Annotated in this window: 25 protein-coding genes and 1 pseudogene; 6 read left to right on the forward strand and 20 right to left on the reverse strand. The window is 36.7% G+C overall.

Translation table 11 applies throughout. From position 1 onward, the window contains the following. Nucleotides 1–286: 286 nt before the first annotated feature. The 14 genes from ABDZ84_RS20005 to acpS form a co-directional block, all read right to left on the reverse strand. On the reverse strand, nt 287–877 hold the full coding sequence (locus tag ABDZ84_RS20005; RefSeq protein ID WP_026680367.1) for a protein phosphatase 2C domain-containing protein: 591 nt from the start codon (nt 875–877) through the stop codon (nt 287–289). 2 nt (nt 878–879) lie between these two features. Further along, on the reverse strand, nt 880–1671 hold the full coding sequence (gene sigB / locus ABDZ84_RS20010; RefSeq protein WP_166530330.1) for an RNA polymerase sigma factor SigB: 792 nt from the start codon (nt 1669–1671) through the stop codon (nt 880–882). Beyond that, the gene (gene rsbW / locus ABDZ84_RS20015) at nt 1643–2119 is read right to left on the reverse strand and encodes an anti-sigma B factor RsbW (RefSeq protein ID WP_026680365.1); all 477 of its coding nucleotides are present in this window, start codon (nt 2117–2119) and stop codon (nt 1643–1645) included. The genes sigB and rsbW overlap by 29 nt, the downstream gene beginning before the upstream one ends. Then, on the reverse strand, nt 2119–2451 hold the full coding sequence (locus ABDZ84_RS20020; protein ID WP_166530329.1) for an STAS domain-containing protein: 333 nt from the start codon (nt 2449–2451) through the stop codon (nt 2119–2121). The genes rsbW and ABDZ84_RS20020 overlap by 1 nt, the downstream gene beginning before the upstream one ends. 97 nt (nt 2452–2548) lie before the next feature. Continuing rightward, the gene (locus ABDZ84_RS20025) at nt 2549–3562 is read right to left on the reverse strand and encodes a PP2C family protein-serine/threonine phosphatase (protein ID WP_026680363.1); all 1014 of its coding nucleotides are present in this window, start codon (nt 3560–3562) and stop codon (nt 2549–2551) included. A gap of 283 nt (nt 3563–3845) precedes the next feature. Continuing rightward, entirely contained in the window at nt 3846–4247 is a 402-nt protein-coding gene (locus tag ABDZ84_RS20030; RefSeq protein ID WP_026680362.1) for an anti-sigma regulatory factor, read from the reverse strand. Nucleotides 4248–4252: 5 nt separating this feature from the next. Continuing rightward, entirely contained in the window at nt 4253–4609 is a 357-nt protein-coding gene (locus ABDZ84_RS20035; RefSeq protein WP_026680361.1) for an STAS domain-containing protein, read from the reverse strand. Between the two features lie 5 nt (nt 4610–4614). Continuing rightward, nucleotides 4615–5484 (reverse strand): RsbT co-antagonist protein RsbRA, encoded by an 870-nt coding sequence (locus ABDZ84_RS20040; RefSeq protein WP_343782776.1) that lies wholly within the window; start codon nt 5482–5484, stop codon nt 4615–4617. 317 nt (nt 5485–5801) lie between these two features. Continuing rightward, nucleotides 5802–6161 carry a type II toxin-antitoxin system PemK/MazF family toxin gene (locus ABDZ84_RS20045; protein ID WP_026680359.1) on the reverse strand — a complete coding sequence of 120 codons (360 nt, stop codon included), beginning with the start codon at nt 6159–6161 and terminating at the stop codon, nt 5802–5804. Between the two features lie 4 nt (nt 6162–6165). Beyond that, nucleotides 6166–6450: a CopG family ribbon-helix-helix protein gene (locus tag ABDZ84_RS20050; RefSeq protein ID WP_026680358.1), complete on the reverse strand. Its 285-nt coding sequence runs from the start codon at nt 6448–6450 to the stop codon at nt 6166–6168. 182 nt (nt 6451–6632) lie between these two features. Continuing rightward, on the reverse strand, nt 6633–7751 hold the full coding sequence (alr, locus tag ABDZ84_RS20055; RefSeq protein WP_034678655.1) for an alanine racemase: 1119 nt from the start codon (nt 7749–7751) through the stop codon (nt 6633–6635). Nucleotides 7752–8196: 445 nt separating this feature from the next. Continuing rightward, entirely contained in the window at nt 8197–9213 is a 1017-nt protein-coding gene (locus ABDZ84_RS20060; RefSeq protein ID WP_026680356.1) for a LolA family protein, read from the reverse strand. Between the two features lie 57 nt (nt 9214–9270). Continuing rightward, nucleotides 9271–10782, reverse strand: a complete 1512-nt coding sequence (locus ABDZ84_RS20065) for an NAD(P)H-hydrate dehydratase (RefSeq protein ID WP_321133612.1) — start codon at nt 10780–10782, stop codon at nt 9271–9273. 59 nt (nt 10783–10841) lie between these two features. Next, a complete protein-coding gene (gene acpS, locus ABDZ84_RS20070) occupies nt 10842–11201 on the reverse strand; it encodes a holo-ACP synthase (RefSeq protein ID WP_026680354.1) in 360 nt (119 codons plus the stop codon). A gap of 244 nt (nt 11202–11445) precedes the next feature. On the opposite strand from acpS, the gene ABDZ84_RS20075 reads away from it, so the two are divergent. From ABDZ84_RS20075 to ABDZ84_RS20085, 3 genes are all read left to right on the forward strand, one after another. Then, nucleotides 11446–12219 carry a rhomboid family intramembrane serine protease gene (locus tag ABDZ84_RS20075; RefSeq protein ID WP_121604536.1) on the forward strand — a complete coding sequence of 258 codons (774 nt, stop codon included), beginning with the start codon at nt 11446–11448 and terminating at the stop codon, nt 12217–12219. A 91-nt stretch (nt 12220–12310) separates the two neighbouring features. Beyond that, nucleotides 12311–13261 (forward strand): LacI family DNA-binding transcriptional regulator, encoded by a 951-nt coding sequence (locus tag ABDZ84_RS20080; protein WP_121604535.1) that lies wholly within the window; start codon nt 12311–12313, stop codon nt 13259–13261. A gap of 65 nt (nt 13262–13326) precedes the next feature. Further along, entirely contained in the window at nt 13327–13941 is a 615-nt protein-coding gene (locus ABDZ84_RS20085; protein WP_026680351.1) for an HAD family hydrolase, read from the forward strand. Nucleotides 13942–14261: 320 nt separating this feature from the next. Here ABDZ84_RS20085 and ABDZ84_RS21535 read toward each other — a convergent pair. Further along, nucleotides 14262–14392, reverse strand: a pseudogene (locus tag ABDZ84_RS21535) (N-6 DNA methylase); the annotation flags it as partial. A 78-nt stretch (nt 14393–14470) separates the two neighbouring features. After that, entirely contained in the window at nt 14471–15949 is a 1479-nt protein-coding gene (cshA, locus tag ABDZ84_RS20090; protein ID WP_026680349.1) for a degradosome RNA helicase CshA, read from the reverse strand. A 483-nt stretch (nt 15950–16432) separates the two neighbouring features. Here cshA and ABDZ84_RS20095 point away from each other — a divergent pair, with 483 nt between their 5' ends. From ABDZ84_RS20095 to ABDZ84_RS20105, 3 genes are read left to right on the forward strand one after another with little or no spacing between them, the layout of a single operon-like run. Next, entirely contained in the window at nt 16433–17347 is a 915-nt protein-coding gene (locus ABDZ84_RS20095) for a DMT family transporter (protein WP_026680348.1), read from the forward strand. 22 nt (nt 17348–17369) lie between these two features. Continuing rightward, entirely contained in the window at nt 17370–18230 is an 861-nt protein-coding gene (locus ABDZ84_RS20100) for a DegV family protein (RefSeq protein WP_026680347.1), read from the forward strand. 30 nt (nt 18231–18260) lie between these two features. Further along, nucleotides 18261–18398, forward strand: coding sequence for a hypothetical protein (locus tag ABDZ84_RS20105; protein ID WP_166530327.1), 138 nt, complete (start codon nt 18261–18263; stop codon nt 18396–18398). 42 nt (nt 18399–18440) lie between these two features. On the opposite strand, the gene ABDZ84_RS20110 is transcribed toward ABDZ84_RS20105, so the two are convergent. From ABDZ84_RS20110 to ABDZ84_RS20125, 4 genes are all read right to left on the reverse strand, one after another. Continuing rightward, a complete protein-coding gene (locus tag ABDZ84_RS20110; protein ID WP_343782782.1) occupies nt 18441–19145 on the reverse strand; it encodes an alpha/beta hydrolase in 705 nt (234 codons plus the stop codon). Nucleotides 19146–19358: 213 nt separating this feature from the next. Then, nucleotides 19359–19781 carry a YppG family protein gene (locus tag ABDZ84_RS20115; protein WP_051388271.1) on the reverse strand — a complete coding sequence of 141 codons (423 nt, stop codon included), beginning with the start codon at nt 19779–19781 and terminating at the stop codon, nt 19359–19361. Nucleotides 19782–19856: 75 nt separating this feature from the next. Further along, on the reverse strand, nt 19857–20150 hold the full coding sequence (locus tag ABDZ84_RS20120; protein ID WP_343782783.1) for a glutaredoxin domain-containing protein: 294 nt from the start codon (nt 20148–20150) through the stop codon (nt 19857–19859). Between the two features lie 494 nt (nt 20151–20644). Continuing rightward, nucleotides 20645–21103: a MarR family winged helix-turn-helix transcriptional regulator gene (locus tag ABDZ84_RS20125; protein ID WP_026680344.1), complete on the reverse strand. Its 459-nt coding sequence runs from the start codon at nt 21101–21103 to the stop codon at nt 20645–20647. Between the last annotated feature and the right edge of the window lie 287 nt (nt 21104–21390).

Genomic DNA, 21390 nt, shown 5'->3' on the forward strand with positions numbered 1-21390 from the left:
CATCAAACATTTCAAAATAACTACTTGGCTTAACGCAGTCATTGCACTGATTTTATACTTTCTTAACTTAGAACAAAAGCGCAAGCGACAAATAGAAACGGAGCGAGTCAACGGAGATAAAGGAAGCACGGTGAGCTTGCGAGCCGATGATGACTTAGCTTAGGGCGATTCGTGAATTCGCCTCGTTTCTGGGCGCTGGAGCTTGAGACACGGCTCAACACGCCCATTTTTATCCACATGGGCTAATTTTAATTTTTCTAGACAACAAAAAAACTGACAAAGATTGTCAGTCCTTTTTATAATGCATAGCAATTAAGGTAGTATCATCCTGGCGATTAGATTCACTTACATATTCAAACGTCTGCGTAATTGCCTTGACATCTTCATTTAAAAAATATTTTTCCGACAGATCTCTATCCGAAACTCCATCAGAAAACATGATAAACATCATATTTGATTCTAGCTTTTCTTGAATGATTTTAAAGGGACGGTGATAGCCTGCCAAATAACCAGCATTAGGTATATTTCGCTTTTTCTTTTGATTTTTCACGATGGTAAGGATACCAATGTTTCCAATCGAAGAAAAAGAGTACATTCCTGTAGTAAAATCGAGCTTAAGAATACCAACTACAACACCACGTTTGCCATATAACTGTTCGTTACATTTTTTTATAATACCTTCTATTGACGTATGAGCATTATCTTGAATAATATTAATCACAATTTGGGACGATTCCTTTGCAAATTCACCACTACCAAGTCCATCTGCCACAGCACAAATAAATTCTTTATCTGTTTCCTTGTAAAAGTAACTGTCCCCACAATAATAATTACCTTTCTTCGCTCTTTGAAAGACAGATACCTGTACACGTTTCATAATTATTCAAGAACCTCCGTACTTTCTGACTGTATGGCCTCTCTTAGCTTACGCAAGGATCGACGCTGAAGTCTAGAAACATGCATTTGCGAAATCCCTAGTAACTCTCCAGTTTCCTTTTGACTCATGTTTTCAAAATAGGTATATTTCAAGATTTGCTGTTCACGCTCAGATAAAATAGGGAGTATCTTTTCTAGTAGCATTCGTTGATCGATCGTATTATATCCAGCCTCTTCATTGCCAACCAAATCTAAAATTGCTACCGTACTACCATCGGAATCTGCTTCAATTTTTCTGTCTACAGATAATGCTTTATAGCTTTTTCCCATCTCCATTGTCTCAAGAATATCCTCTTCCGATACTTCTAGATAGTCTGCTATTTCTCTCACTGTTGGGGATTTCTGATTGTTTGTCGTTAGTGTATCTACTGCTTTTTTTATTTTTGGTCCTAGTTCTTTTATTCGTCTTGGTACATGGACACTCCAGGTTTTATCGCGAATAAATCGTTTAATTTCTCCGATTATAGTAGGTATTGCGAAAGATTCAAAGGATTTACCAAATGACGGATCATACCTTCTAACTGCAGCTAATAGCCCGATCATACCAACTTGAACAAGATCTTCATGAATAGCACTATTTCTTGAGTACTTGCGTGCAATCGACTCGACTAGATCCTTATAAGTAAGAACTAGCTTCTCTTGTAATGCTTCATCAGTCGGTTCTTGTTGGATAGCTTCAATTAGCTGGTAAACCTCATCTCTTCCGCTATTGTGTGGTTGAGATTTGGTCGTCATCAAAGTCCACCTCAGTTTCGTGTATATACTTAGTCATCAATACAATGACACCATAGTTATTGTTAATTTGTACTTTATCCATTAGTGCATCAATTAAGAACAGACCAAAACCCCCTTCTCTTAGATCTTCAATTGATTCCGTATTTTTATATGGTCCAATACCATCTTTGACTTCATTTAGGTTAAAGCTTCCTCCATGGTCTGCTACCATTACCTCTAAACGGTCCTCATAAACTCCAAAACCTATTGTTACTTCGCCATCATCCTGCTCATGATAAGCATGAGTCACAGTATTTGTAATTGCTTCAGAGATAGCGACTTTCAAATCCTCAATATCCTCGTAAGAAAAACCCATTCTATTCGCTATGCCTGAGATACTTAATCGAACAACACCGACATATTCTGCTTTCGCAGGAACTTTCAATTCAATAAAATCAAATCTCTCCATTATTCGCTTCCACCCCGAATCGCAGCATTTATATCCATAATTTCATCTAGTCCTGTTATTTTAAATAATCGAAGCACACGATCTTGTATATTTACTAGCCGCATCATACTTTCATGTTCTTTTGTAGACTTCAATGCACTAATAAATATCCCTAAACCAGTGCTATCCATATACGTGACATTTTCAAGATCAACTTCGACTATATTTCCACGTTGTTGCGTTAACGGAAGTAACGTCTCTTTTAATTGTGGTGCTGTATACGCATCTATTTCACCCGAAAGATTGACGATTGACTTTTTCGTCTCTTCCACTACATTAATGGTTAAATTCATAATTGCTTCCTCCTATATCTTCACGATAAGACATATTGTATAATATCGCTTCTTATAGTTTGACTTCTCCATAACATTTACCCACATAACACCACGATTAAACTTCCCGTCGTAATATAAGTAACGTAAAGTCATCTCGCAGTTCAAAATTCTGTAGACGTTCGAAGTATTTAAAAACCTGATTTACCATCTCTTGAGCGGGTAGATGCGCATATTGTCTGATGACACTCAATACTTCTTCACTTTCAATAAAACGATCACCATCTCTACACTCTGTAACTCCATCTGTAAGCATGATAACTAAGTCATTTTTATGAATGTTTAATTCATATTGACCATAATCGGCATCAGGGGTCACACCGAGCACGAGGCCTTTTGTTTCCATCTCTTCAAATATATCCTTCTCAGCGTTATAATAAAACCCAGGCTCATGACCAGCTGAGGCGTAACGAAGTGTGTGTTCGGAAGGTATATATTGTGCATAACACATAGTAATAAACATACTGGGGTCAACATTTCTTTCGACTACACGATTTAGATTCTTTAAAATTGCCCTTGGTTCCATTGCCTCCTCAGGATAACTATCCATGGCATATTTAATCATAGACATACACAAAGCTGCTGGAATTCCTTTACCAATAACATCTGCCATAGCAATACCTAATGAACCATCACTTCCCTTTACAAAGTGATGATAATCACCATTCATTTGGTGCGCAGGTACACTAATAACACCAATATCCAGTCCTTCTATTTCTGGTTTTATTGTTCCAAGTAGTGTTTCCTGCATACTAGCGGCTACGGATATTTCGGATTTCAATTCAGACTGCTTTTCACGTAGCATTTGGTATTCCTGATGTGCGATACCATAGGCAATCATAGCTTCTAATAAAAAATTCATGGAAGACTGTATATCTTCACTTAGAGAAGGATACAGCTCCGCTAAAGCCTGAATGTGCATATTCACGATCTCATCTGGTAGGATATGATTTTTTATAAAGGATTTACTGACCTGCTCTACTTCATAAAGTGATTGTTCATCCTTTGTTTCAATGTAACGCTTCATCAATTCTTTATAATTTTCTACGTCTATTTTAACGGTATCATCCATACGTATCCCCCTAACATCCAACAAAAAGCAAGAGCATTTGACAGTATATATAAAGATAGGGTGTGCACTTCTTAATCATGTACACACCTCGGTTCCATTAAAGTGAAACTTCAATTAGTGGAGGTTTTGTCTTATCCCCCACGGATGGTTAGTACACTAAGGGTATGACCTCAAGGCCTTTGAACCAATTGGACATTTACTGCAGTCGATCTCCCACTTTCCATATAAATTTCACTTTATTGCATGAAATGGGGGTTTACTGCCAGTTATATGTGGGATAAAACTATCTTAACCACTTTATTGCTTTTATTCTTGTACCTTTCCCGACTTCTGATTGCAAATCAAACTCGTCCATTAATCGCTTTACTCCCGGTAATCCAGCCCCCAGTCCACCTGAAGTAGAATAACCATCCTCCATTACCTGACCAATATCTTCAATGCCTGGACCGACATCAATGGCTATCATACACATTCCTTTATGCTCAAGGTTATCAATAACTTCGAAACATATCTGTCCATGCTCCGCATATAAGTAGATATTCCTAGCCAGTTCAGATATTGTTGTAGCAATCCGAGCTTGATCAACGATACCGAAACCAACCTTCTTCGCAATATCTCTCCCTAATTGCCTGGCACCTACTATATCCCACTCTTTCTTTATATTTACGCAAGATTGAGGTTTCATAGGCTCTATTCCCCCAATTCCTGGTAGAGTTTGATAAGGCCTTGTTCTAAATTTAATGCAGTTGGAACATTTTTTAAATGAATCCCTAAATCAATTAATGTCATTGCAACTGCTGGCTGAATACCTGTTAAAACTACCTTCGCCCCCATAAGATCTGACATTGTAACCACATCACCTAAAACTTTAGCAATAAATGAATCAATGATTTCGACGGATGTTAAATCAATGACTACACCAGAAGAACCACTTTTATGAATTTTATCTAAGAGATCCTCCTGAAATTGAATTGCTGTTTGATCATCTATCTCTGTCTGAATGGAGATCAATAAATAATTATGGAGTTTTAAGATTGGTATTCGCAATGCCTTCACTCCCCTTTCAATGACTGAATTAATTCTTCAATACTTTCTTCTTTCGTTTCTAAATCAACTATCTTTCGGTTTGTTATTTCCAATGCGCTTCTAAAACCTTTTTTCAGCGAGCTCTTTGTCGGAAACTTCCCTAAATCAATACCAAGATTTACAATTGTTTGGGCAATTTCTGGGCGAATCCCAACAAGAATACATATTGACCCGATTAAACGAACGGCTTCCGCAGCTTGAATAATATGATGCGCAACCATCGTATCTACAACAGGAACACCAGTAATATCAATTAGCACCACTTCCGAGTTATGCTTAATCACGCCGTCTAACAAATTCTCCATGATTAACTTTGCTCGCTCTGTATCGATCGTTCCAATTAATGGCATAATTGTAATACTATCCATAACAGGAATTAATGGAGCTGATAGTTCCTGAAGAGCGACTCGCTGTAAAGAAACAATATTCTCCCAGTTACCAGAATACTCATTTACCAATTGTCTAATTAACGGCTCCACCCATGCATCTACGCTTTTAAGAACATTAGAGATAAAAGCAGAGTCTACTTGTTCAGATTGACTTAAAATATAATCTACAGTGACTCGGCGAAATACTTGTAGACCATCAGTGATATAGCTTAATGGCCAACCAAGATTAATAATCTTTTCGGAAAAGCTCTCAACTGCCTTCGGTGGCCCTGCATTTTTTATACTTGTAAAGATAACATTAACAAACTCTCTATTGGTGCTTTCAAATAATTCATCGGAAATACTTGAAGTATAATTCCCATCTTTCAATGAATTGATTTCTTCCATCCACATTTGTACAATTGAGTCACTGTTTTCAATCGCAATCTTCTTAAATTTCTCGTCCATTGGATTACCCCCATTTATGGTTAAATGATTGTTAATGATTGTTATAGGTGTAAAGTGAAAGTTCTCTTCAAAGTGACTGTTACTAAGCAATATACGAAACTTTTATTATAGCTAACTAAATACAATTATGTCAGTTACGTTTATTGACTATTAACCCGCAATAAAACAATTTTTCATCTGACATTGCTACTTATTTTTTTGTTTATAACCCTGTCTTGTCAAAGTTAATTGTAACACAGATCAAAATTATGTATGAAGAATAATGTCGTATTTCTGCATGCAAAAACACCCTTGTTCTTCTATAAACAAGGGTGTTTTTATTGACCATACATATCTTTCAGCCCTAGACTGATTTCTAATGCTTGGTTAATCTTATTCATCATTTCTTTATCTAACTTTGTTATTTTATCTGTTAATCGTTGTTTATCAAGCGTTCTAATTTGTTCTAGCAAAATAACGGAATCCCGATCAAATCCATAACGTTTTGCGTTAATCTCCACATGCGTTGGGAGCTTCGCTTTCTGAATTTGTGCTGTAATTGCTGCGACAATAACGGTAGGACTGAAACGATTCCCGATATCATTTTGCAGGATCAATACCGGGCGCACGCCTCCCTGCTCTGATCCAACAACAGGGGAAAGGTCAGCGAAATATACTTCGCCTCTTTGTACGATCAAATGGTTACACCCCGATCACAGAGCGTTCCAAGGTATTTTTTGCCTCCTCTTCAGCTTGAAAAGCTTCTGAAGCAATTGTTAAATTAATGCGGCCCATTTCTTCATAGCCTCGTTGCATCGTTTCACGAAATTGTTGGATATGCTCATCTCTTTTGTGTTGAAGATAGCTTCTAGTTGCCTGACAAATGAAATCACTTAAATCACTATTCTCATATTTCATTAGACCATCCACCTCATTTAACAGGTTTTTCGGTATCTTAACTAATACTTCTTGTAAGCTCTCTGACAAAACCATCACACCTCCGCCAACTGTTGAACGAACTTTGTAAAAGTCATTTTTAATGATATCATTGAATTCGCCCATTTGCAAAGGGTTCCCTAATTTTTTTCAAAAAATATCTTGTTTTGTCGTTTATTCTTTCTCTAAATGTGGTATATCATGTAATTAAGTTAATTATGATGAGCTTTTCCTTAAAGGCCTTTATATATTCGTGGAATCCGCTTATTAATTACACAAGGAATCTCGTAATTAATTGTCTCTGCATGCTCGGAGATTTCATCCATTGCAATAAACGTGTCGTCTTGCCTGCCAATAAATGTGACCTTTGTTCCGACAGGGTAAGCGCGGTCCAGTCGAACCATGGTTTGATCCATGCAAATTCTGCCGACTATTGGTAATCGTTTTCCATTGATTAATACTGAAAAACCCTGCATTTTTCGCAGCCACCCATCACCATATCCAATAGGTATTGTACCAATCCATTCTTTTTCATTTGCCGTATACGTACAGCCGTAACTTACAGTATCTCCAGATTCAATTTGTTTGACATGCACTAGATTGCTGTGTAACGAAAAAGCCTGCTTTAAGTCTATCTCCCCCTTATCTTTTACTGCTTTAGAAGGATATAATCCATACATGGCAATACCAAATCGAATATAATCGTACATATCTTCTGGTAAACGAATAGCACTCGCACTATTGCCTATATGAATATCAAGCTCCCCAGCCCAATGCTGCTTCAGTTTCGATAACAGTATTTCAAATCGCTCCTTTTGCTGTAAAAAGTAAGCTGACTCTGGTTCATCTGCTGTTGCAAAATGGGTGTATACTCCTGTTAAATATATGCTTTTATTTTTATTTAATGCATATAGAATAGAATATAGCTCTTTCTCTGACCTTATGCCGATCCTCCCCATACCAGAATCGACTTTTAAATGAAGCTTTAATGGTTTAGCAAGTGTATAACTATTTACTTGATCTAGCCAATCCTGTTGAAAAAAGGTTAATGTAATATCAAGTTCGGCTGCTACAACAGCTGATTCAGGAGGAACCCAGCCCAATACCAAGATCGGCGCTGTTATTTGAGCCTTTCGTAATTCAATTGCCTCCTCAAGCAATGCCACAGCTAACGCTTCCGCTCCAGCTGTCAGGGCTTTTTTTGCTACAGGAATACTCCCATGACCGTAGCCATCCGCTTTTACAACAGCAATTACTTTACTTGTTATCGGGAGCTTTTGTTTTATTTGTTTTATATTATATGCAATTGCCTCCAAATCTATTTCAACCCAAGTATATCTATGTAATTCCACTAGCTCTAACTCCTTTCGCAAATAACGCGAGGTTTCTTACGTTAATGGTTATATAAATTGAAACTTCAATCAGTTCGTGAGTTGGTTTAGCCCCCACTGATAGTTCGTATCACAAGGATATGAACTAAAGGACATTGAACCCTCGAGCATTTACTGACAGTCGATCCCCCACTTACCAATAGTGGATTCTCTTTATCGCGCTTGAATTGGAGGTATTACTGCCAGTTATATAGGGATAAAAATAATAATACCCCTATTATTTCTTGGGGAGAGGTTGATGTCAATATTATGATAATGAGTAATTGCAAAACCTGAAGTAAAACCACAATCGAACGTCTTGAATATAGCTGCAATTCATTCGCTTAATCAGATCACTTATGTTAAAAATAACCAAAAATAAAAGCAGACCCCAAGTAATTGCGAGTCTGCTTGTTAGAATTTCATGTTACTTCACTTCTTTACTTTGCACAGATTGAGCAACCTGAATTAGTTCTTGCTTCGTTAATTCATCACTTGCTAACATGAAATCTACCCCATTATGAGACCACTCTAACTTGTTAGCTGAAATTGCTCCAACAGCAAATCCTAGATTGACAATTTCTCCCTTCACTTCATTTGGAGACATCATTGTCGTTTGTACCTTTGATTTTTCTTCGACCAACGTGAAATTTTTTTCACCCTCAAAGGTCAAAATTACACGTTCCCCTTCTTCCGTTGAGGCTTCTTTTTTCTCTGTTAATTCAGATCCTGCCATATAAGAAGGATAAAATACAGTAAGTGTATCTTCCACACCATCTCCAGAAACCTCTTCCTCAGCTACTGCTCCACTCGCCATATTCTTCTTCATAGTAAAGTCATTGTCTTTAAACGTAGCTTTTTTGTCAAAGCTCGAAAACTTTACTTCTACCAATGCATTCTTATCCTTATCTAGTACATTTACCTGAACAGGCTGAAAGGTTTTCTTATCAAAGTAAATTTCTTGATATGGCAAATTATTGTTGCTTTGATAATTTGTTTTTGTTTTAAAGATATAATGGGAGTCACTCACTTCAAATGCTGCTTCCTTATCTTTTTCAATATCCTTAACTAAGGATTGATAAAGATATGGTTGACTGCTATTATCTGGCCATTCTGATTGAAATTTAAAGCTTTTGCTTAATGCAGGCGTTAAAACAAATACACCATCTTTATTTTTTAGGATAATCTGATTTCCTTTTTCGTCTTCATTGTTAGATAAGGCAACGCGATAGAGATCATCCTTTTTATGCCAAACATCAATATTGAACTTTTGCTGCTCCTGGCCGGTATTCATACTCATTTCTGCTTTAGCTTTGTAACCATCCATTTCATCCAAATTGTCTTTTAATTCTGCAACAACATCCTCCTGTGATTTTTCTCCACAGGCTGATAATAATAGTACGAAGCCAAATACAATGATCCAACCGCCAATTTTTCTTTTCATGGACATATCTCCCTTGTCTCAGTTAAAAACAAAGGGAACGTTATCACCTAATACCTCTCAAGAAATAATACGAAATACCTTCGCAAGCCCATCGATCACATCACTAGCGAGTAGGTCATGATAGGAATGCTTTTCACTTATTAATTCATCTGCGGACCTTCCATGAATATAACAAGCATTACACAGCGCTTGAAAAATCGTTTGTCCCTGCATAATCATTGCTAAGATAATGCCTGTTAACACATCTCCACTTCCCCCTTTGGCAAGACCAGGATTACCAGACATATTCACAACTTGCTCACCTTCAGGAGATGTAATAATGGTAATCATTCCCTTGAGAACGACATAGGAGTTATTTTTAATAGCGAATTCACGCGAATACCTAAATGGTTCTAGGAGTAACTCATTTACAGTAATCCCTAAAAGCATTGCCATTTCTCCAGGATGCGGTGTGATTACTGTTGGATAACGCCTATTTTCTATATCTAAAAGATCCTCTTTTATATGATATAGGCCATCCGCATCTATCACAATCGGACATTCAGCTGTATGAACTAAGCTTCGAACCAAATCACCGGTACACGTTCTTCTTCCCATGCCCATTCCTATAGCGACAGCATGATAGCCTTCTAGACTTACATCAGTTCGGTTATCAAGAAAACCATTTGTTTCAGATAATTCTTTATAGGTAGCTTCTATACAATTAGCAGAAATCATCCGAATGACGCCTTCGGTAGTTGCTCCAGTAATGAGACCCGCTCCAGCTCGTAGCGAAGCTTTTAAACTCATAGCTAGCGCACCCGGCATCTCCTTACTCCCTCCTATCACCAGACCCTTACCGTGCTTTCCTTTATGATCATCTGGTTTCCGATCAGGTAAACTATTCCGAACATCATCTATTCCCCATACGAATCTAGATGTGTTAGTTTTGAAAGCACGGGAAGGTAAACCAATGGAAACAGGCTCCCACTTTCCGTAATAAGGAGAGGTGTGATTCAAAAACGCACTGACCTTCGGCGCACCTATAACAAAAGTATAGTCTGCTTGAATAGAAATAAATTCCCCTTTACCTTCATCTGCCGGTAGTCCCGAGGGAATATCTACAGAAATTACTTTTTTCGCTTCACGGTTAATATAATGAACCAACGATGCTAATGGTTCACGTAATATCCCCTTCGAACCAATGCCAATTATTGCATCAATGATTACATTATTACTAGTTATCATTGATGTACATTTACCATCAAATAAGGATATGATGCCTCCGCACCTTTCAAATAGTCGTTTATGATAATACGCATCTCCAAGGATTTTATCATTAGCAACCACCTGTAGTACCTGAACAGCATAACCTTTGTCTAGAAGTGTTCTAGCTATAACAAAACCATCTCCACCATTATTACCTGAACCAGCAAGCACGCAAATCTTGTCCGTATCCTTAACAATTGCTGTCACACGATCAGCAACAGCTCGTCCAGCATTCTCCATTAACAATTTCCCATCTAAACCAATTTCGGTCATTGCAAAGTGATCGATATCGTACATTTCCTTTGCGGTGACAATATACAATGTGTTCCCTCCTACCCGCACTAAAATATATGAGACAACCTGAGCGATTATGCATGTCCTTATAGAGCTTCAATCACAATTTGCGCAGCAGCATAATCAGCCGTATGTGTAATGGACAAAAATATTTTCTCTTTTCCATACCCTTTAGCATGTAAAATTGGAGCACCATTCTCTCCAATTTGAATCTCTATATCCTGAAAGCTAAGCCGTCCGATGCCTATTCCTACAGCTTTAGCAAATGCTTCTTTCGCTGCAAATCTACCAGCTAAAAATTCCACCTGCCTCCTCTTGTTATGGAGAGCATAGAATCTCTCCCTTTCGATCGGAGTTAAAATTCTTTCTATTATACGTGGAGTTCTCTGCATACTATTTTCTATACGATATAACTCAATAAGATCAATTCCTATTCCTCTGATCATGAACATCTTACTCCTTTTCAAACTGGCTAAAGTCGTTAAATACGCCTGAAGAATCCAATCGAATTACTTCTCTTATTATTGCATCAGTCTATTCGTGCAAATTACTATGTTTTTAATTATTATTTTAGTACGATAAAATTGGTCATACTATACATGATCGTATATTACAATAATAATAATAACAATAACGAATGGAATACCATAGTAATTCTATTTCTAAAAAAGTATAAGTCGGGGGAGTCCAATGTTTATACGAAATGAAAGAAGTATAAAAGAATTTAGGCAAGCATATCCTATTGTAACTACTTTAGTTATTATTCATCTTGGATTATGGATAATCATTGATCTTTTACAGTTACCATTCGGTGACACGCTCTATCAGTTCGGAGCAGGTAGCAATTACTATATTCATCAAGGAGAGTATTGGCGTCTAATAACACCAATTTTCCTTCATGTAAACTTGACACATGCATTATTCAATTCATTCTCCCTCGTATTATTCGGACCTGCTCTTGAGCAAATGCTTGGTAGAACAAAATTTATAATTGCTTATTTAGCAGCTGGATTTATTGGCAATTTAGGGACATATCTCTTCGGCTCATTGGATTTCTCCTTTGTCCATGTCGGTGCATCTGGTGCTATCTTTGGTTTGTTTGGGATTTATATATTTATGGTTACATTCCGTAAACATCTCATTGATCAAACAAGCTCACAAATAATACTAACGATCGTAATCGTGGGACTTATTATGACATTCATCCGTCAAAACATTAATATTTATGGACACATTTTTGGTTTTATTGGTGGATTCGCGATTGCCCCCATCGTACTGACAGGCGCAAAAATGTATAATCCCTGGGCTACAGTTGCCACAAGAAGAAATCATTCAGATGACTCGATCCAATTTGACCCTAATCGCTGGAATAAAAAACGCTTTCCAGCAAAATGGAAGAATCATATTTGGTGGATTATTTTTGCGATTTTAGTTTTTCTTGGATTAATGAGTAGAATTTTATAATTATCTTAAAAAAGGCTAACCCGCTCAGTACTCGGGTTGGCCTGTTCTGATTATCGTTCATAACTATACAAACCTATTACAGGAGAAAAAAATGACAAATATTAATGATATTGCAAAGATAGCCGGAGTATCCGTATCAACGGTTTCGAGAGTGCTAAATAATTATAAATACGTTTCTGAGGAAAAAAGAAACGCCGTTCAAAAAGTCATTAACGATTTAAACTACACACCTAATAAAAATGCGATTGATCTAATTCGCGGAGAAACAAATATAATTGGAGTAATCCTACCTTATAATAATAATCAAGCTTTTGATCAAATGTTACAAGGAATCCTTCATAGATCAGTAAAAATGGACTTTTCTGTCATTGTTCTTCCTACCAAATATGATAAAAAGAAAGAATTGGAATACCTCGCTATGCTAAAAAATAAATTACTAGACAGTATCATCATAACCTCAAAAGCAAATGCGTGGGATGAAATCTTACCGTTTACAACTTATGGATCCATCATCTCTTGTGAATATACAGACTTCAAGAAAATAGGCTGTTCTTATATTGACAGATATGCTTCCTATATAGACGCCTTTCAAACATTAAAGGAATTGGGGCATTCCTCTGTTGCTTTTACGACTGCTAGGGGAGAAGAAAGTCTTAGTACACAGCAAACTTGCCAAGCGTATAAAGAAGTATTCGGAGAACTTAGACCCGGCACGTATATTTCGCAATGCTATTGTCTAGAGGACGGCTTTCAGGCAGCCAAAAGGTTCTTCGCCCTTAATAATAAACCAAGTGCTATATATGCCAACGGCGACGAGGTTGCGGGTGGAATTTATCAATATGCGCAATCTTCTGGCTTAAAAGTACCTGAAGATTTGGCAATAATCGGACAGGAAAACCAACCAGTAGGGGTGGCACTGGGTTTAGCTACTGTAGATCATCATTTAATGCATGTTGGCGAGCAGGCTTTTGAGCTTGCTATCAGAAAATCCCGTGATAAAATAAAAATTCCATATAATATTATTCGGCGATCTTCAATCTGACTATTGACCTGAAATCCATTTCATCATCTACCATAAATGTATCATAAGATGGGAGATGAATAGGCATGTATAAAAGCTTTATATTTGATTTAGATGGAACGATTATTGATTCAGAAAGAATTGGGCTTGAGGCATTACAATCCACATTACGACAAATCGGAATTCTAAAAGATATTGAAGAGTTACGTTTTTCCATCGGGATTCCTGGATTAAGAACTTTGGAAATCCTTGAGATCGCAGATATTCCAACCACACTCAATACTTGGTTAGAAAAGCAAAAACCTTTCATGAAACATGTACCTGTATTTCAAGGTATGATTGAGGTCATTGCCAAACTTCCAAATACGGCAATCGTAACTTCTCAAAATAAGAAAGAATTGCAAGCCGGATTTGAAAAATTAAATATTGCTCATCACTTTCAATCCGTTATTTGTGCAGATGATACCGAAAAACACAAGCCTAATCCAGAACCACTAGAATTAGCACTTAAAATATTGAATTGTAAAGCAAGTGAGGCAATCTATATAGGTGATTCTGTATATGATTTAAGATGTGCAAAATCCGCTGGTGTTGATTTCGGGTTAGCCTATTGGGGGGCAAAATCCAAAGAAGGCTTTGAAGATGCAAATTATATATTCACTACCCCCAATGAACTATTAAATTGTAAGCAGACTATTTAGAAAATACGTGATAGAGAAACTAATACTGGAACATAAAAAGTTGGGGGTTTTGTTTATTCCCCACTAATGGTTAGTACCACAAGGGTATGACCTAATGGTCTTTGAAGCCATCAGACATATACTGGCAGTGAGTCACCTACTTACCACTATTGGTTTCACTTTATTGCTTGAAGTGAGGGTATTACTGCCAGTTATAAGTGGGGAAACTTCGAAAAAATTCAAAATTAATAGTGGAAGCATAGTTGTAAATAAAGCATTGCACCATCTTCTGCAAGCGCACGATTAGAAACGTAGCGACTGGAGCGAGTTAACGGAGATAAAGCTACTTGACGTGGCGTATATAGAATTCCCCTGCCTTTTCACCTGATCCCATTGCAAATTAACCAATCAGATATTCATATGCATCACCTAAAACATCACCTTTTTGTAAGGCAACCATATTTAAATTAGCACGTTATTAAAAAGCTGCCGAGAAAAAATTTCTCGACAGCTTGAAGCTTCTTACAACGAAGAAGTTGTAATGATATGATTAGGAATCACGATTCCTGCGCTTCTGGTAATTTCCCTTTCTATTACGTCCACCTTGATTGCGCCCTCCTTGGCCACCACGACCGCTTTGACCACGTTTACCATAGAACCGTTTATTATTTGATCGACGATTATCCTTAGAACGCTGCGCCTTCTTCACGCTAACAGGGGCTACAGAAGATATTTTGACTGGTGTATCTTTTCGTTCCTTTGTAAGCAATTTAAGAGCTGCTGCAATTACAGAGACAGAATCGTGCTCCTCTAACAATTGATTAGCAGTTTGATGATAATCCTTTAGATCTTTCTTCTCTATCGTATCCATAATTTTCTTCAGCGCTACCTGCTGTTGACCTTTTTGAGCATCATGATTAGTCGGTGGAACTAAACGCTTCATTTTACTCTTCGTTACTTTCTCGATCAACTGCAAGTGTGCCATTTCTCGTGGAGTAATAAAGGAAATAGCCTCACCTGTACGACCTGCACGACCTGTACGCCCAATACGGTGTACATAGCTCTCTGGATCCTGTGGAATATCAAAATTATATACATGGGTAACACCGGATATATCAAGACCTCTAGCAGCCACATCCGTAGCCACTAAAACATCAACACGCCCATTCTTAAACTTGTTTAACACTGACATCCGTTTCCCTTGTGTTAAATCACCATGAATTCCTTCTGCGCGATAACCTCTTGCTTGTAAACCTTCTGTTATTTCATCTACCCGCTTTTTCGTACGACTAAATACGATTGCTAGATCAGGTGAATGAATATCTAAATGATTATTCAACGTATCAAACTTATATTTTTCAGGAATTTCTATAAAATATTGGTCAATATTTTCAACTGTCATTTCCTTCGCTTTGATCTTAATCTCTTTAGGTTGCTTCATTAAATTTGTTGCAATATCACGTATTTCTTTTGGCATCGTAGCCGAAAATAGAAGTGTTTGTCTTTCTTCAGGTATGCCTTTTAGAATATCGCGAATATCATCAATAAAACCCATGTTTAGCATTTCATCTGCTTCATCTAAGACAGCAGTTTGAATATTATTTGTACGTATCGTTTTTCTACGCATATGGTCAAGTAATCTACCTGGAGTTGCAACTACAATTTGGGGACCATCCTTTAGTGAACGAATTTGACGGTCCATATGCTGTCCACCATATACCGCAAATGCACGTACCCCTTTTAATTTTCCAAGTCGATTAAGTTCTTCCGCTACTTGAATTGCTAATTCTCTTGTCGGGGCTACAACTAGCCCTTGGATTTTTCGTGCTTTGGCATCCAATTTTTCGATCATAGGAATACCAAAAGCAGCGGTTTTACCTGTTCCTGTCTGCGCTTGTCCAATAACGTCATTACCCTGTATCGCTAATGGTATTGTTTCTGCTTGAATTGGGGTTGCTTCTTCAAAACCCATTCTCTCCAATGCTTTCATTATGGGATTTGAGATGCCTAGTTCTTTAAATGTTGTCACCTATTCCTCTACTCCTTTTTTGTGTAAAAATTTTATTGTAAAAGAGGCCGTGTTGCTTCTATACTTTAGTCCTTGTTATGGTCCCCGCTTTCACAGCATCGTATTAGAGGATCTTCAAAAAGTCCATGAAATAGTATGCAGATCGTATTCTGCTCCTCAGACCATTATATTACTAACCATATAAAGGCTGTACTTCTTGATCCAATCTTGCCCTTTTGTAAGAACACACACTATAAAATTTATTTAAAGGGAATCTACACAAATCGTATCACTTAAAATTTATATTCTATTAATAGAATGTATTTTTATACTTCCTAAAGTACAAAAAGGCTTCACCTTATATGGTAAGAGGCCTCAATCGTAAACTCATGCAATCAATATCATAACATATTTTTCACAAGGATACTAATTAGATAAATGATTTTTTAGTAATACCATGATAAAATGAATGAGATATACAAGATAGAAATAAGGAGGTTTGGGATGCGTCTTCCTCCATTTAATCCATACATTGCAGTTGTAATCGGAGTAATTTCTGTATCGACGTCTGCTATATTTGTCAGGCTTGCTGATCAAGCACCTGCTTCAATAATAGCCAATTACCGATTAGTATTTGCTGTATTATTGATGGCTCCCATCATTTTATTAAAATATCGTCATGAATTAAAGTTAATAAATAGAAAAGACTGGCTTCTATCTATTCTTGCAGGAGTTTTTTTAGCCTTCCACTTTATATTATGGTTCGAATCCTTAAATTTTACTTCCGTAGCTAGTTCTGTCGTACTAGTATCCTTACAACCAATTTTTGCATTTTTAGGTACGTATTTCTTTTTTCAGGAACGTTTTTCATCTGGAGCAGTAATAAGTATGTTGATTGCATTAATCGGAAGCATTATCATAAGCTGGGGTGACTTTAAAATAAGTGGAATGGCTTTATATGGAGACATATTGGCATTGGGCGGTGCTATAACGGTTACGGCATACTTTTTACTTGGACAACGAGTTAGAAGAAGCCTTTCTTTGATGAGCTATACATTTGTAGTATATAGTGTTAGCGCCATTACACTTATACTATATAATTTAGCTTTTCAACATCCTTTTTTTGGATATCCAGCAGACCATTGGTGGGTTTTCTTAGCACTAGCTATCATTCCTACTTTTCTTGGTCATACCCTGTTTAATTGGGCGTTAAAATGGCTGAGCACAGCGACTATCTCAATGGGAATTGTATTTGAACCAGTTGGAGCCTCCATACTTGCCTATATTATTTTAGAAGAGAAGGTAACCGCCTTTCAATTACTGGGTGGTACCATCGTTTTATTTGGATTGTTCCTATTCATTTTAAGTACAAACCAGAAAAAGAAGGTAACCATTGCAAAAAAAGAACAACAAGATTAATTTATATGAAATGGGTGAAGGCATGCACATACAATTAATGACAGATGGCGGAGCTGATATTCCACAGCGTTTGCTTCGTAAAACAGAGATTATTCAAGTACCGTTATACCTGCACTTTAGTGATGGTCAATACAAAAGCGATGTCGATTTAGACTTACCAACTTTTCATAAAAAAATAAAGGAAATGAATGAACTTCCACGTTCTGCTGCTCCTAGTCCAAATGACTTTTACGAGGCATATAAACAAGTAAGTAAACAAACTCCTATACTTATGCTTAGTCTTACTAAAGGATTAAGCAGTACGTATGAAAATGCAGTTATGGGAATGAATATGCTGTTAGAGGAAGAGCCTGACCGGATCATTGAAGTGATTAATACGAAAACAGCCTCTTGTGGTATCGCTCTTCTACTTCACGAAGCAATCAATAAAATAGAAGATAATTACTCGTTTGGAGAGCTTGTGGATCACATACATTACCTAGTCGAGCATACAACTACATTATTTGTGCTCAAGACATTAGAAAACTTAGTACTAGGTGGTCGTCTAGATAAGGTTAAGGGGACAATTGCCAAAACTCTTAATATAAAGTTGTTAATGAAAGCTAGTGAAGAAGGAGCAATCGAAGTAACGGAAAAGGTTAGAGGCGATAAAAAATCGATTAGACGTTTTATTGAACAAATCGGAGAATACACAAAAAATTTCGAAGATAAAGTAATATCTATGTCTCATTGTAATGCAGAAGAAAGAGCGAAAAAAGTACTTGCCGACATACGTAGTAAATATCCCTTTAAGGATGCTTATCTCATGGATACCGGTCCGTTAATTTCAACTTATGGCGGGGAAGGAGCATTAGTTATCTCCTTTTTTAATACAAATAAATAATAGAAAATAAGATGAGGGATTTGCCACTGATTGGTAGTACCACAAGAGTATGACCAAAAGGCCTTTGAACCAATCGGACATTTACTGGCAGTTGCCCCCCTAATTACCCATAGTGGTTTCACTTTATTGCTTGCAGTTGGGGGATTACTGCCAGTTATATGTGGATAAAGTGTCCGAAGTAACTGAGTGTTAAAATGATATTACTACCGCCTATTCATTCGATACTGGTTCTTTCGTAAGGAAAGAAAACACCATCTGGTTCAGTGTATCCTTATCATCTCCTAGACATATTAAGTGCCTAGATCGTTCAAAAAAGACAACCTCTTTTCGTTTAGAAGTAATTTCTTTATTTAAGTAATATGCAGTTTTATATGGGACCATCCCATCCTGCTGGCCTTGTGCAATAAGTACTGGTGAATCAATTTTTCTTAAGTAACGACGTGTAAATTTCACCAATTTAAGAAATTCAATATTCGATTTTAACGGCACTGTTCCTATTTTTTTTCGATAATTTTGATACAATTTGTTTTTTCTTAAGTTCCCCTTCATAGCATCTGTTAATACACCAGCAACGTCTAATCCAATTTGTTTAAAGGATAAATATTTCCCTGATGTAGCTAGAAGGACAAGTTTATTGACGTTATATTTAGCTGCTAAATAAGCAGCTATCATTCCCCCCATAGAAAAACCAATAAGGTAAATCGTCTCAAACTTTGCCTTTAACTGCAGCAAGCTATTCTCAGCTGCCTTTATCCATTTCTTATGTGAAACATTCTTTAAGTTTAATTTTCTTCCATGTCCTGGTAACGTCGGTACCTCCACATGCCAATTCGTATTTTCTTGCAAATAGTTGGCTAAAGGTTCAACCTCATAGGGACCTCCTGTATATCCATGAATAACCAAACATGCTATCATTTATATTCTCCTCTTCAAGTCCTACCTTTCGTATACCCGATCATTCGTTAGATTATTACAAACTTCTTCGAGATACCGTGTGATTTTTACTCCCATGATTTCTAATTTTTAACAAAAGCAATTTCGTTACTCCTACAAAATAGCTTACAGCTTGACCTTAAAACGGTTGACAGAAAAAGCTGATGTGGCTAACATCAGCTTTTTAGCCATCAATTATCTAAATGCCTTTATTAATGAACCGAACTGTTTTACGATTGGCGATACTTGATGATACGTGTTTGCTAATTGACCTACCGTTGATAACATTTTATCTAAGTCTAATTGTTGCCCTGCTTCACCTGGTTGCTGTGCTTGCCCACTGTTTTCTGGAGCATGCATATTATGCATCTCTTGTTGAAAATTCGGCTGTGATGCTTGGGATTTAATACCTGGCCAGCTCATAGGTTGTTGCGGTTTAGTAAAATAGTCATAAGGGGTTTGGGGATAATAAGATTGAAAACTTTGCTGAATCGTTTGATGAAAGTTTTGTTGCTCGGGATCAATGTTCATATAGTGGGAAGTTGGTTGAGGATAGGGATAATTACGCTGGCCATCATAATGATTATATACATGATCAAAATAAGGCCGATTATACATTTGACACACACCTTCTCTAATTCTTCTTTTACAATAGCTTATGCAATTACGAAAGGTGTGTGACTGATACCGATACTACTTTCGATACCCCTCAAATAAGGAACTATAATGTGATATACCTTTATTTTCTAAACCCAAACGATATTTAATTTTATTTTTTTGGAAACCTAAAATTGGTTCACTTTCTTCTTTAATAAAGGTTGCTGGAGTACCGTATATACCCTTCTCTTGCAGTTCTTTCATATAATTGCTATTCTCGTTAACATTTTTTGTACGAAAAGAGATATCCCATTCCTTTAAATGTTTCAAAAGATTTTCACATTCTTTACAGTCACTGCTTATATAAACGAGCACATCTGATTCTTCCATAGCACAAACCTCCTTTAAAGCAACTAAGATTTCTAATTGTATAATACCCAGCAATAGAGTAACACAAACTGAATTATGTTAAAAACATTACAATTCATTTACATAATTTAGGTACTATTTCTTACACTGTCATTCGAATAGAAGAAAGTCACCCTTTTTAAACGATTATAGGCGGGATAAAATAAACCTACTTCTAGGATTACAACATACCTAGTAGTAGGTTTTAATTTAATCTCCACGCACAACATCTCCTTTTAGAAACCTTCAATCCATACAATATATAGGTTACAGCAATACTGTTTCCTATATGGGAAAAAGCAAAACATATATCTTCTATTGAGATAAATATTTTGCTTCTTCATTGCCAAGCATATATCGCTTGTCTATTCATTTTAAAGAGCAGGGATCCCACATCCCATTTGAATATTACCATATTTTTCTATTAAAGGCTGTGACATTTATCACACCCTATAAGTTATTTCTTGAAAGTAATCCTATAATGTACGAATGGACGTACCTAGCTTTTTTAATAGCTCTATTGCTATCTCTTTCTCCGCTACATTTAGTCCATTTGTTATCTCTTCGATTCTTTCCCAATGTCCTGGAAAGATCGTTTGCAATAAATCGGCTCCCTTCTCCGTAATCTCTGCAAATGTAACGCGACGATCATCCGGGTTTGGAATTCGTTTTAAATAACTCTTCTTCTCTAATTTATTGACAACATATGTAATACTGCCACTTGTTAGCAATATTTTCTCGCCAATATTTTTTAATGGTTGCCCTCCCTTATGATACAGTAATTCCAATACTGCAAAATCTGTTAAATTAAGCCCTCTACGTTGAATATCTGCTTCTACTTGTTCCATAATTGTTCGATACGCTTTTGATAATACAACGAATAACTTTAGAGAGGTGTCTTCCTTTTTTTCTTTTAATGTACGATCTATGATCATTCCCTCTCCTCCCTTTCCGAATCCATAATTAAACGTATGATAGCATAGTTCCTTCGTCATTTTGTAAATTAAGCGAACGTCTTTGTCACTACAATACTTACACTATCCATAACGATTGGTTTGTTGGATATTTTCCCCTATTCCTACGCATCATCCACTTAAAAGGATTCAAAAAACACAATTTCTTAGGAGAAATTTTCAAAAGAACTGCATGCTACGTTATTATCGTTTGTGCGGAGAAGAAAATATGTGAGAACAAGCATTACTCAGGGGTAGCTTGCCAAAAC

Origin of the sequence: Virgibacillus salarius, from assembly GCF_039521925.1 — a bacterium.
GTDB lineage: Bacteria > Bacillota > Bacilli > Bacillales > Amphibacillaceae > Virgibacillus > Virgibacillus salarius.